General features: G+C 27.9%; 13 protein-coding genes and 2 pseudogenes. 14 read left to right on the top strand and 1 reads right to left on the bottom strand.

Going from position 1 to position 12602, the window contains the following annotated elements; genetic code table 11:
- Positions 1-8 precede the first annotated feature (8 nt).
- Positions 9-464, bottom strand: a complete 456-nt coding sequence (locus LEQ07_RS10370; RefSeq protein ID WP_263330593.1) for a staygreen family protein — start codon at positions 462-464, stop codon at positions 9-11.
- Between the two features lie 222 nt (positions 465-686).
- Here LEQ07_RS10370 and LEQ07_RS22540 point away from each other — a divergent pair.
- From LEQ07_RS22540 to LEQ07_RS10305, 14 genes and pseudogenes are all read left to right on the top strand, one after another.
- A pseudogene (locus LEQ07_RS22540) lies at positions 687-803 on the top strand (hypothetical protein); the annotation flags it as partial.
- Positions 804-935: 132 nt separating this feature from the next.
- Entirely contained in the window at positions 936-1832 is an 897-nt protein-coding gene (locus LEQ07_RS10360; protein WP_263330592.1) for a S8 family serine peptidase, read from the top strand.
- Positions 1808-3934, top strand: coding sequence for a bifunctional germination protease/germinant receptor pseudoprotease CspBA (gene cspBA, locus LEQ07_RS10355; RefSeq protein ID WP_317852067.1), 2127 nt, complete (start codon positions 1808-1810; stop codon positions 3932-3934). Before LEQ07_RS10360 ends, cspBA begins: the two co-directional genes overlap by 25 nt.
- Before the next feature lie 16 nt (positions 3935-3950).
- Positions 3951-5627 (top strand): bile acid germinant receptor pseudoprotease CspC, encoded by a 1677-nt coding sequence (gene cspC / locus LEQ07_RS10350; RefSeq protein WP_263330591.1) that lies wholly within the window; start codon positions 3951-3953, stop codon positions 5625-5627.
- Positions 5628-5766: 139 nt separating this feature from the next.
- Positions 5767-6657, top strand: a complete 891-nt coding sequence (locus tag LEQ07_RS10345; RefSeq protein WP_247013235.1) for a sulfite exporter TauE/SafE family protein — start codon at positions 5767-5769, stop codon at positions 6655-6657.
- 206 nt (positions 6658-6863) lie between these two features.
- Positions 6864-7064 carry a hypothetical protein gene (locus LEQ07_RS10340; RefSeq protein WP_263330589.1) on the top strand — a complete coding sequence of 67 codons (201 nt, stop codon included), beginning with the start codon at positions 6864-6866 and terminating at the stop codon, positions 7062-7064.
- 163 nt (positions 7065-7227) lie between these two features.
- Positions 7228-7476, top strand: a complete 249-nt coding sequence (locus tag LEQ07_RS10335; protein ID WP_263330588.1) for a hypothetical protein — start codon at positions 7228-7230, stop codon at positions 7474-7476.
- A 14-nt stretch (positions 7477-7490) separates the two neighbouring features.
- Positions 7491-8036: a hypothetical protein gene (locus tag LEQ07_RS10330; RefSeq protein ID WP_263330587.1), complete on the top strand. Its 546-nt coding sequence runs from the start codon at positions 7491-7493 to the stop codon at positions 8034-8036.
- 168 nt (positions 8037-8204) lie between these two features.
- Positions 8205-8492 (top strand): hypothetical protein, encoded by a 288-nt coding sequence (locus LEQ07_RS10325; protein WP_263330586.1) that lies wholly within the window; start codon positions 8205-8207, stop codon positions 8490-8492.
- Positions 8489-8614 (top strand): annotated as a pseudogene (locus tag LEQ07_RS23020) (hypothetical protein); the annotation flags it as partial. The gene LEQ07_RS10325 and the pseudogene LEQ07_RS23020, both read left to right, overlap by 4 nt.
- A 15-nt stretch (positions 8615-8629) precedes the next feature.
- Entirely contained in the window at positions 8630-8914 is a 285-nt protein-coding gene (locus LEQ07_RS10320; RefSeq protein WP_263330585.1) for a sensor histidine kinase, read from the top strand.
- Positions 8905-9249 carry an ATP-binding protein gene (locus LEQ07_RS10315; RefSeq protein WP_263330584.1) on the top strand — a complete coding sequence of 115 codons (345 nt, stop codon included), beginning with the start codon at positions 8905-8907 and terminating at the stop codon, positions 9247-9249. The genes LEQ07_RS10320 and LEQ07_RS10315 overlap by 10 nt, the downstream gene beginning before the upstream one ends.
- A 142-nt stretch (positions 9250-9391) precedes the next feature.
- Complete coding sequence (locus tag LEQ07_RS10310; RefSeq protein ID WP_317852066.1) at positions 9392-11344, top strand: two-component regulator propeller domain-containing protein; 1953 nt, start codon at positions 9392-9394, stop codon at positions 11342-11344.
- Positions 11313-12536, top strand: a complete 1224-nt coding sequence (locus LEQ07_RS10305) for an ATP-binding protein (RefSeq protein ID WP_263330583.1) — start codon at positions 11313-11315, stop codon at positions 12534-12536. Before LEQ07_RS10310 ends, LEQ07_RS10305 begins: the two co-directional genes overlap by 32 nt.
- Positions 12537-12602: the final 66 nt, after the last annotated feature.

The raw sequence follows: 12602 nt of genomic DNA, 5'->3' as shown, positions 1-12602 counted from the left end.
TAAATATACTAATCTTGTATATACTGTCTGATTACACCATAAGAAACTATTTTGTTAAAATCTGGCTGTGTAGATATAAACCTAACAAATATAGGTGTATTTTTAAGTATAGGTCTACTATTTAAAAATTCAATATCTCCATTTACAATTGAACTAATTGTTATAGGCATTTTAGCTAAAAATTGCTCATATCTTTCTTTTGCCATATCATATGGATAGTCACCAACAAAGGCAAATAAGTTTAGCTGATATATATTTTGAACAAACCAAAACCATTGACCATAAATTAAATCTGTACTTACTGTACTAAGTTCTAGATTCTCAAATTCAGGACCTATAATTAAATCAATAATACTAGAATCATCATTATGTTCAACAGTATACTTCCTAAACCTAACAGGTTCAGTGCTAGTATAAGGTTCTCTTATTATAACATTAACCTTTGCAGAATTAAAATCAACCATTAAAATCACATCCTAAAATATTTATGTAATTTATTATATTTATAAAGATAAAAAGTGTGATAAAAGTATCAAAAATTGAAATATAAGTACAAAATTATAATGAATATTTAAGTTGGAAATTAAAATTTGCATATTCATAATTAAGAATAATATACATACATAGATAAGGGGAAGTAATATATTAGTAGTAAATAGAAAAATTTATAATATGGGTTAGGGGGGATTAATATAGAATATGAAGTTATAGTTAAATATAACTCAGATGTAAAAAGATTAGAAAATGAATTAAACATATTTGTAGAAATTTTAAGTCCCACATACGCTATAATAACATCAACTAGCCAAGTAGATTTAGAGAGATTAATTGATTACCCTGAAATTGAATATGTAGAAAGACCATTTATATTAGAAACACAAGATATTCAAAGCTTTTCAAGTACAGGAATAACATCATTTAAAAGGAATACAAGTTTGAATGGAGAGGGTACGATTTTAGGAATTATAGATTCTGGAATAGATCATACTCTTCCCATATTTAAATTTGAGGATGGAACATCAAAAATATTATACTATTGGGACCAGTCTATTGATGGAAATCCTCCAGAAGGGTTTAACCATGGAACAGTGTACACAAATGAAAATATAAATGAAGCTATAGTTCAAACTACTAGCCTTCATGGAACTCATGTTGCAAGCATTGCAGCAAGTATTGCTAATAAAGCTAATATAATAGCTGTTAGAGTTGGAAGAAGACAATTAGATACATTTTCAAAGAGTACTGAATTTATGAGAGCTATAAAATTTATACTAGATAAAGCTTTAGACTTAAAAATGCCAGTTGCTATTAATATTAGTTATGGAAGTAATGAAGGATCCCATAGGGGATTATCTTTATTTGAAAGATATATTGATGATATGAGTTTGTTTTGGAAAAATAATATAGTTGTAGCTGCAGGAAACAATGCGTCAAAAGGAAGTCATAAGCGTATTACATTGAGAAATGGAGTAACACAAGAAGTTGAACTTGTTGTAGGTGCAAATGAAAAAATTTTAAATTTAAATATCTGGCCAAATTATGCGGACGAATTTTCAGTGTTATTAAGAAATCCATCAAATAGAAATACACAGGAACTTTCACGACAAAATCCTAATATAAATAATAGATTAGGTACGACTACTATAAATGGAGTATTTTATGAAGTACCTCCATATTCTTTACTTAGAAGAGTAACGATACAAATGAGTTCATTAACTCAAATTACACCAGGTATATGGACTTTAGTTTTTACACCAAAAGATATAATAGAAGGAACAATAGATATATATTTGCCTACAGCTGAAGGATTATCAAAGATACTAGGTTTTTAGAACCTAGTGAAATTTTAACTGTAACTGTTCCAGGAACTGCAAATCAAGTTATAACTGTAGGTAGCTTTAATTCAAGGACGGATGACAGGTCATCCTTTTCTGGGGAGGGAGACTTTGAAAATGGAGTGTATAAACCAGATTTATTAGCTCCAGGAGAAGATATAATATCATTTTTACCAGGAGGAACATTAGGAGCATTAACAGGCACTAGTATGGCAACTCCACATGTAACAGGAGTATGTTCTCTTTTAATGCAATGGGGTATAGTTGAAGGTAATGATCCGTTTTTATATTCTCAAAAAACTAAAGCAATGTTAAATCAAAGTGCAAAAAGAAGTAATAATAGAGTATATCCAAATTCGTCATATGGATATGGACTTTTAAATTTAAATAATTTGAATCTAGAATATCTATCAAGAAACTTAGATGAAAATGGAAATTATAGACTTGAAAATAATATATCAGAAGCTATATTAGTTGACCATGATAAAAATTTTCCTGAAGAATTAGTTAATTTTCTATATCCATTTAACTCTATTAGGTTAAGTGAAAATTATACTCTTATGTTTTTTGATACTTTAAGAAGAGAATACATAGAGGATATATTAAAACTGAATTCTGTTTTTATAATAGAAAATGTAGTGCCTATAACACCATTAGGAGAAATAACAAGGGGAATAGAAGATGGAGTTATAGCTAAGGAAGATATAGGTGTTAATTTTTTTAAAACAAACCCAAATTTAACCTTACTTGGTTCAGGCACTTTAATTGCAATAATAGATACAGGGATAGATTATTTGCACCAAGATTTTATTTATCCAGATGGCACAAGCAAAATATTATATTTATGGGACCAAAGTAAAGATGGAAATCCTCCAAATGGATTTTTTATAGGAACGGAGTATACTAGAGAAGATATTAACAAAGCTATAAGTGAAAATGATGCTAGTCTTTCAGAAGACGAAGAAGGTCATGGAACTATGATTAGTGGGATATGTGCAGGGCTTGGAAGTATAAATAGAGAATACGAAGGTGTTGCACCAGAAGCAGAGCTTATAGTTGTTAAATTAGCGAAAGTTAGTGGATTTTATACAAGTGCTATGATGGAAACGGCAATATCATATGTATATGATATTGTAAGTAGATTACAGCGTCCAACTATAATTAATATATCTATGGGAAGTAATTTATTAGCAGGATATGCAAGCAATACAAATGATAAAAAAACATACTTTACGAATGGATTATCAATTGTAGCTGCTGCAGGCAATGAAGGTAATACGCAGACACACATTTCAGGTAATATTAATAGAGCAGGAGAGGTAGTAGATGTAGAACTTGAAATTATAGAAGAGGAAGAAAATCTTGTAGTAGAAGTCTGGATGAGTAGACCTGATAGGATAAATTTACTAATAATAACTCCAAGTGGAGAGGAAAGCAAAGTACTTGATCTATCAAATTATGATGAAGTAAAAGGAATATTTGACTTAGAAAATACAGAGTATATCATAAGGTACTCTTACCCAACTAGTTACTCAGGGCAAGAACATACTACTGTAATATTAAAAAATGCTAAAAGGGGTATTTGGAAGTTGAGACTAGAGGGGGCATATATATCTGAGGGAATATACAATATATATTTGCCTAATAGAGTTTTCTTAAATCCCGGAACTAAATTTAAAGAATCAAATCCTGCTTATACTATAAACTATTTGGCTGTTAGAGAAGATGTCATAACTATAGGCACATATGACTCTATAAATAAAAGTGTATGGCCAGCATCATCAAGAGGACCAAATATAATTGGAGGAATGAAACCGGATGTAATAGCTCCTGGCGTTAATATAATAGGACCTTATCCTAAAAATAATTACGCCACTGTAACGGGAAGTTCTGCAGCAGGAGCACATGCATCAGGGGTTATAGCGTTATATTATCAATATGTTATGGTAGAAGATTACTATAGAAATAGAGGTTTTATGCAAAAGGCTAGAACATATATGCAAGGTGGCGCAACTAGGATTAAAGGGATTGAATATCCAAATAATACATCTGGATATGGAAGTTTAGACTTTAGAGGTATGTTTGACCAATTAAAGTAGGAAGGTTGGATATATTATGGATGAAAAATCTTATTATCTACTTTATAGTGGAGATATAAAAAAATCATTTGAAGAAAATAATATAGATAAGTATATAATACTAAATGATCAACTAGCTGCAATATATGTAAGGAATGATTTTGAACCTGAAACATTAGATAATATTAAAAATGTTGAATGGTGGAGTCCAGCTGATGTTATGAGTTCTCTTATAAATATAACTGATAATCTAGATAATGGAGAATCGATAAAAAGTTCTATAGGAGGTGACTATATAGAATCTAATCCTTACTTAAATGTTACAGGAAAAGACGTTTTAGTAGCTGTAATAGATTCAGGGGTAGATTACCTACACAAAGATTTAATTGATGAAAATAATAATAGTAAGATATTGTATTTATGGGACCAAGAAAACGATAGTAACTCCCCCCCTGAAGGAATGATATTTGGGAGTGAGTACACAAGATCAGAAATAAATGAAGCTATAAGAAATCAAGATAGTAGTTTAAGTACTGATAATGTAGGAACAGGAACTATTGCTTGTGGAATTATAGCTGGTCAAGGTAATATAAATAGAGAATATAGAGGGATAGCAAGAGATGCAGATTTATTAGTTGTTAAGTTAAGAGAATTTAAAGGGGTATATTATGATGATAAAATAAGCTATGCAGTAACAGATTTTTTAGCAGCTTTAACATATGTCTTAAAAATTGCTCTTAAAGAAAATAAACCATTAATAATAAATTTTACATTAGGAAATATGGCATCTATTAATATAGAAGCATCTATATTACAAACTTATGGAATGTTTGAAAGATCAGGTATAACTCTAGTTAGTGGAGCAGGAAATGAAGGAAATACGGATATACATTATGAAGGATATATAACCAGTGATAATAATTATATAGACGTAATTATTCAAAATGGGAATAATAAAAACTTGGAGATTACTATAAGAGGAAGAGGGCCTGACAAATTATTTCTACAGATTATATCTCCATCAGGAGATATAAGTCAGGTTATAAGATACGCACCTGACGATAGAATATATCGTGGCCGATTTTATATAGAAAAAACAACATACACAGTTTTAAATACATTTCCATGGCTTAAAGGAGGAGATCAAATTATAAGAATAAATCTTTATGATATAAAACCTGGTATTTGGACCTTAAGAATAAGTCCAGAATTTATAATACATGGAGATTTTAATGTGTACCTTCCAAATAAAGCTATTATATCACCAGGTACTAGATTTGTAGATTCTACATCAAAGGCTACGATAACTTTCATGGGATTAGCAACTCCAGTAATAACAATAGGTGCATATAGTGATAAGACAAATAGTTTATGGATTGGATCATCAAAAGGAAATTTAGATGGACACAAGATAAGACCAGATATAGTAGCACCAGGAGTTGATATAATATCAACATATATAAATGATTCTTATAATACTGCTACTGGAACAGGTGTAAGTAGTTCTATAGTATGTGGATCATTGGCACTTATAATACAGTATCTTCAAGAAGAAAGTAGAGTTTCAAAACTTTCTCTTTTTACAGAGCCTTTAAGAACTTATTTAATGCTTGGAGCAACTAGACAAGAAATTTATACATATCCAAATATTTTTCAAGGGTATGGTATATTTGATTTAAGAAATACATTTAGGCAAATAGCTAAAAACTTATAAAGAAAGGTGTATGCGAATAAGTGTTCACCTTTCTTATTTTATTATAATAAAATAAAAATAAAAAACAGTGGAAATGTTATCCTGGATATGTTATAATCTGACAGGTCATAATAAATTTTTATAAAAAGGGAGAAATAAGATGTTAAATGCAATTTTAGGATTACTAGCAGTTATAACAGCTGGGTTTTCAACAGTCTATATAAAAGACTTTAAACAACATAGGGATAAAAATAAAAATAAAATATTTAAGACAGGTATATTTATAGGATTTATAACTGACTTTTTAGATGCTATAGGAGTAGGATCTTTTGCAACAACTACAGGAATATTAAAACTAAATAAAAACATTAATATTCCTGACAAGTTATTACCAGGAACACTAAATGTAGCACATGCTTTACCTATGATAGTACAAGCTTTTATGTCATTAAATTCTATAAGCGTAGATTTACTTACATTAGTTAGTATGATTTTATCAGCTGTAATAGGGTCTTGGATTGGTGCAGGAATTATATCTAAGCTACCAGAAAAAAAGGTGCAATTAACTATGGGGGTAGCACTAGTTGGAACTGCTATATTAATAGTACTAGGACAAGTTGGATTGATGCCAGCAGGTGGAGATGCTATGAGTCTTAGCGGATCAAAATTAGTTATAGGCATAGTAGGAAACTTTATTTTAGGGGCTCTTATGACAGCGGGTATAGGACTATATGCACCATGTATGGCAATGATTGCATTACTTGGAATGAATCCTAAGGCAGCATTCCCTATAATGATGGGAGCAAGTGCATTTGTAGGCCCAATAGCTAGTACAAAGTTTGTAAAAGAGCAAGCTTATGAAAGAGAAGTATCTATGGGTATAACTATAGGTGGAGTAGTTGGATCTATATTAGCTTTACTATTTGTTACAAATATGCCGGTATATTGGTTAAAGTGGTTAGTGGTAGCTGTTGTAAGTTATACTGCTATAACTATGTTTAAAGCAGCGCTTAGCAAAAACGAAATTTTAGAATTTGAGCAAATTAGCTAATATAAGTGTTAACTTTGAAAGCATAAACCTTAAAGTTCTTTAAGGTTTATGCTTTTTTATGATTAAGTAAATTAAAGTTGGTATAGGGAGTATTTAAATCAAAGTCCACTTTTTATTTTAAAGATTAAAATCGTGGGTATTAGTTATATATATTAATAATATGAGCAGAATAAATAATAAAATTTAAGCAAGAAAGAGGAAAAACTATGAAAAAAGAATATAAAGAGAATGAACCATTTGAAGGGAACTTATATGAAAATTTATTTATACCCAAAAAAACTCCATATGAAGATTTATTTACAGGTGGGGTAATAGAGGAATTATCAGAGGATACTCCGTATTCATTTGTACATCCAAATAGTGATGAAGTAAAAGAGTTGTTACAAAAAAACAGGGGCGAAAAATAGATTATAAATTTACAAGAAAATACAAAAACTAATATTAGGGAATAGATAATTTATTTAAAGAGGCAGACTGTTGTGTAATAGTCTGTCTTTTATTGTCGAAAAGATAGACCGGACTATAAAAACATGTTATAGTGTGTATTGATAAAAATTAGGGGAGAGAAATATGTTAGGAATAAGTAAAAATAAAAAGTTTGAGGCTAGTAATAAATTAGCAACTGTATTAACGATAGGCATATCAGCTTTTTTAGTTGTATTTTATATATTAAGTTTAATACATATATTCAAATATAATTTAATTTTAATGATAAAACCAGAAGACTTTATAAGAATTTTTAATATAGTCTTAGCATTTTTAGCGACAGTAAGTTGCATGGTTTGCTATAATAGCACAAAAAAGAAGAGTTATTTATAGTTTCTTTAATGTATATGATATTTGTAATAGATATTATTTTGGGAGTATTTGATAATTTAACTTTACAAAACACTATTATAAGTATGAAAGGCTATATAGCGATATCTACTTCGTTAATGAGAATAGCTATAATTTTAATAGCAATATTACCATTAAATAAGGTTAGACAATTTATTGTTAAAAATAAATTCTATTCCATAGTGTTTATAATTTTAAGTGCAACAATATTTGGATATTTAGAAAGTAAAAGTATTATATTCCCAATAAAAAAAGAAACCGATTTTTTTATTCTTTATAATATTATGTTAATTTTTATTTATAGTATAACTAGCACTATTTTATTTAAAAAAAGTATACAGAAAAAAGATTATACATACTCAGTTATTGGAGCTAGTATATTAATGTTTTTAGTCAAGGCATTTTATGCAATAGTGGGGGCTAGAATACCTATAATAGAACTTAAATTTATATCCATATCAATATCATATATGGCTTTTATAATACTTATAGTAGGTTTATTCTTAGAAACAAGTATAAGTATAAAGAAAAAAGAGAACTAGAAGAAGAGAAAAATATTTTTTTAATCTTGTAGAAGAAAATAAAGCTAGTTGTATATTTATAAGTAATATGGATGGAAATATAATTTACTCTAATAAAAAAACAAAAAAATATTTCTTTGGAATGATGATTATAAAAATTCAGCATTAACTGAAAGAATTGAAATTGCAATGTCTACTATAGATAAAGAAGTTATGCAAAATATAGAAAATAGTGTTAAAAAAGATGGGTGTTGGACTGGCAAATTTGAAATAAATTATGGAAAAAATATTATTGATTGTGGAATTCAAAAAATTATAGATTCAAGTTTAAAAGGTATTGATGAACATGGAGAAACTGCTAAATTAGTTGTTACTTTTAATGATATAACAGAAGAGCACAGAATGGAAAAATACATATCAGAATATGAAAAAATTAAAGATCATGAAAAGTTAAAAATGAATTTTTTGCCAATATAAGTCATGAATTAAGAACTCCTTTAAATATATTTTATTCAACTACTCAATTACTGGATATTAAGGTATCTAATAAGGATGAAGATTTTAGGCAAGTGTATGGGACATATAGACAAAGCCTAAAAACTAACTGTCAACGTATGTTAAGACTTATAAATAATATGGTTGATATAACTAAAATTGATGTAGGATATACAAAAGCAAATATGAAAAATTGTGATATAGTAAAGTTGATTGAAGAAATAACTATGTCAGTTATAGTATACGCAAGGCAAAAAGGTATAAACATAATATTTGATACAGATGAAGAGGAAAATATTATTAAGTGTGATCCAGAAATGATAGAAAGGGCAATTTTAAATTTATTATCTAATGCTATAAAGTTTACAAATCCAATGGTAATATATTTGTTAATATGCATATAAATAAGGACTGGGTTCAAATAATTGTAAAAGATGATGGTATTGGAATACCTATACATATGCAAGATTTAATATTTGAAAGATTTGTACAAGCTGACAAATCATTAACTAGAATGAATGAAGGTAGCGGAATTGGATTAAGTATTGTAAAAGCTATGGTTGAATTAAATAAAGGCGAAATATATTTAGAAAGTGACGGTGAAAATGGAGCGGAATTTGAGATTTTACTACCTAATAAAAAACTATTAGGAGATATTATTGAAGATGAAATCAAAGATTATAAAGTAGATGTTCAAAAAATTGAATTAGAACTTTCTGACATATATGAATTATATTAAAATTTTGGTAAATATTGTTAAAATAAGGGGATTAGTATATAATATAAAATAATATAAAAATTCTATTAACATCTTTGAAAGGAAAGTATATGGGGAAAATTAGTTTATTTAATAAATTTAATATATTTGTATTAATTAATATATTACTATTGCATATTCAACATTCGATATACATGCAAATAGTAATAATATAACATTTAATGATTTTAATATAGATCAAGGCATAAGCCAAACAACCATAGAAGCTATTTTTCAGGATAGTAAAGGGTATGTGTGGCTAGGTACAAATGATGGATTAAATAAATTTAATGGATATGATTTTAAAGTTTACAATTATGAGGAAGATGAAAATAGTATTAGTAATAACTTTATAACTGATATAAAAGAAGATAAATATGGAAATATATGGATAGCCACTATAGATGGAATAAATAAACTAGATCAAAAAAGTGGTAAGTTTACAAATTACTTAAAGGAAAATAACTTAATATCAAGCGGAAATGTGACAGAGATATTAATTACAAAAGATAATAAGATATTAGTTACAACAGATGATGGGCTGAACATATACAATTCTAAAGAAGATAGATTTGATAGAATTTTATCTAAAAAAGATGACTTAACAAGTCAATTTATATACTGCATTGATGAAGACAAAGAAGGTAATATTTGGTTGGGTACTAAGTTAGGTGTTAGTAAGGTATCTAAAGATTTTAAAGTTATTAAAAATTTTAATATAGATAAGTCTGATATGAGTAAAAATGAAATTTACAATGTTTTATGTGACGATGAAGATGGATATACATGGGTTGGAAGTGCGAACTCAGGTCTATACAAGATAAATGTTAAAACAAATGAAATAACTAGTTATAAATGTGATCCTTTTGATGAAAGTTCAATTCCTTGTTATTCAATTGGAGCAATAAAAAAAGATAGCAAAGGAAATTTATGGATTGGAACATCTAAAGGATTAGCCCTTTACAACAAGAAAGAAGATAATTTTGAGATATACACTCATAAAATATATGATAAAAATAGTTTAGTTAACAATGATGTTAAAAGTTTAATGGAAGATAGCAATGGGCTTATATGGGTAGGAACATATTCAGGATTAAGCGTATTTGATACTGAGAGTAAAATTAAGCATTATAAGGCAGGTCAAGATAAAGATTATTTATTGAGTGAAAATATCGTCCATGGTATATATGAAGACAAGGATGGAGATTTGTGGGTAGGTACAAATTCAAAAGGAGTAAATATAATAGATAGAAAAAAGAATAAATCTGTATACTTAAGCACTAAAACTGAAAAAGAATTTACAAACGACTCTGTAAACGATATAACGGGAAAAGGAAATCAAATATATATAGCTACTGATGGAGGTCTTATAGAAGTAAATAAATCTAATAAGAATATAAATCATTATGGAGTAGCTGATGGATTAGTTAATGATAGAATAAAAGATGTTTTACTAGATAGCAAAGGTTATTTATGGATGGGGACTGCAGATGGGGTTAGTATATTAGACACTAAGACAAAAAAATTTATAGATATAAATAAGTATATAAATAAGGGACAAGACAAAAACAAATATGTAAGATATATATATGAAGATAGTGAAGGGAATTATTATTTAGGATTTTTAAGAGATGATGGTTTGTGCAAGATAGACCCTAAAAATAAAACTATAAAGATTTATAGAAATAATAAACAAGATAAATATAGCTTAAGTAATAACTATGTAAGGTATATAAATGAAGATAGTCATGGAAATATTTGGGTAGGGACTAGTTATGGATTAAATAAATTTGATAAAGAGACTGAAAGATTTGAAAGATATACGACTAAAGATGGTATAGCAAACAATACCATTTATGGGGTTTTAGTAGATGATGAAGATGATATATGGATAAGTACTAATAAAGGAATATCAAAAATTAACAATTTAAATAATAAAGTTCAAAATTTTAGTGTAACAGATGGGCTTCAAGGGAATGAATTTAATGGAAATGCAGCGTACAAAAGCAAGAGCGGAGAACTTTTTTTTTGGAGGGGTAAATGGATTGAATTCATTCTATCCAGAGAAAATTATTAAAGCAGATAAAAAACCAAAATTATTATTTGATACATTTGCTATAAATAATAAAGAATATAATGATATAAATGGAATGAAATTTAGTGAGAGTACGGATACAATAACTATCAAATTTTTTACTCCAGACTACTCTAATTATAGAAATACAACATATGAATATAATTTAGATGGAAGTAGTGGAGGATCAGTAAGAACAAAGGATAACTATGTAACTTACAATGATTTACCTCCAGGTAAATATAGATTTAGAGTTAAAGCTATTGATACAAGTGGAAATGTAAGTGATGAAAATTATGTAACATTCACTATAAAACCTCCAATATGGTTAAGCTGGTATGCAGTAATTATATATATATTAATAGGTGTTGGACTTATAGCAAATCATAAGCGTAAGATGAGAAAATTAGATAAATTAGTTCAAAAGAAAACTGTAAGACTAAGAGAAGAAATGGAGAAAAATAATATTTTATTAAAAAGAAATATAAAATTGGAACAAAATAAGAATAGTTATTTTGTTAACTTATCTCATGAGCTTAGAACACCCCTTAATGTAATTAGCAGTACAAATCAACTGATTTTAGGATTGCTTAGAAAAGATGGACACATAAAAGAAGAAAATTTAAATCATAACATAGATGTATCTCAAAGAAACTGTAAAAGGCTTTTAAATTTAATCAATAATATAGTAGATAGTGCTAAGTTACAAAATGATATGTACATAGTAACGTTAGAAGAAACAGATATAGTCTATTTAGTTGAAGAAACAGCATTGACTTTAAAAGATTATGTGAGTACTAAAGGAATTGAATTAATAATTGATCCTGAAATAGAAGAAAAGCTTATAAGATGTGATAAATATGAAATTGAAAGATGTATTGTTAACTTAGTAGGAAATGCAGTTAAGTTTACACCAGAAGGTGGTAGTATAACTGTAACTATAAAAGATTTAGAAGAAAAAGTTATGATAAGTGTTTTAGATACAGGAGTAGGAATTGAGGAAAAATATCATAAAGTTATATTTGATAGATTTAGTCAGGTTGTAGAGGAAAACAGCGAGATAAAGCGTGGAAGTGGATTAGGGCTTACTATAACGAGTCAAATAGTTAAGCTACATAAAGGTGAAATATATGTTGAAAGTGAAATTGGAAAGGGCAGTAATTTTATTATAATACTTCCTGTAAATCCTAACTAAAAAGATCTTAAAGTAGAAAAATATAAATTGTTAAAATGGTGGATATCGTAGTGTATTCACCATTTT

Origin of the sequence: Paraclostridium sp. AKS73 (assembly GCF_025671395.1) — a bacterium.
GTDB lineage: Bacteria > Bacillota > Clostridia > Peptostreptococcales > Peptostreptococcaceae > Paraclostridium > Paraclostridium benzoelyticum.
Note: the sequence above shows the minus strand (reverse complement) of the source record. Positions and strands in the feature narration are given on the sequence as shown.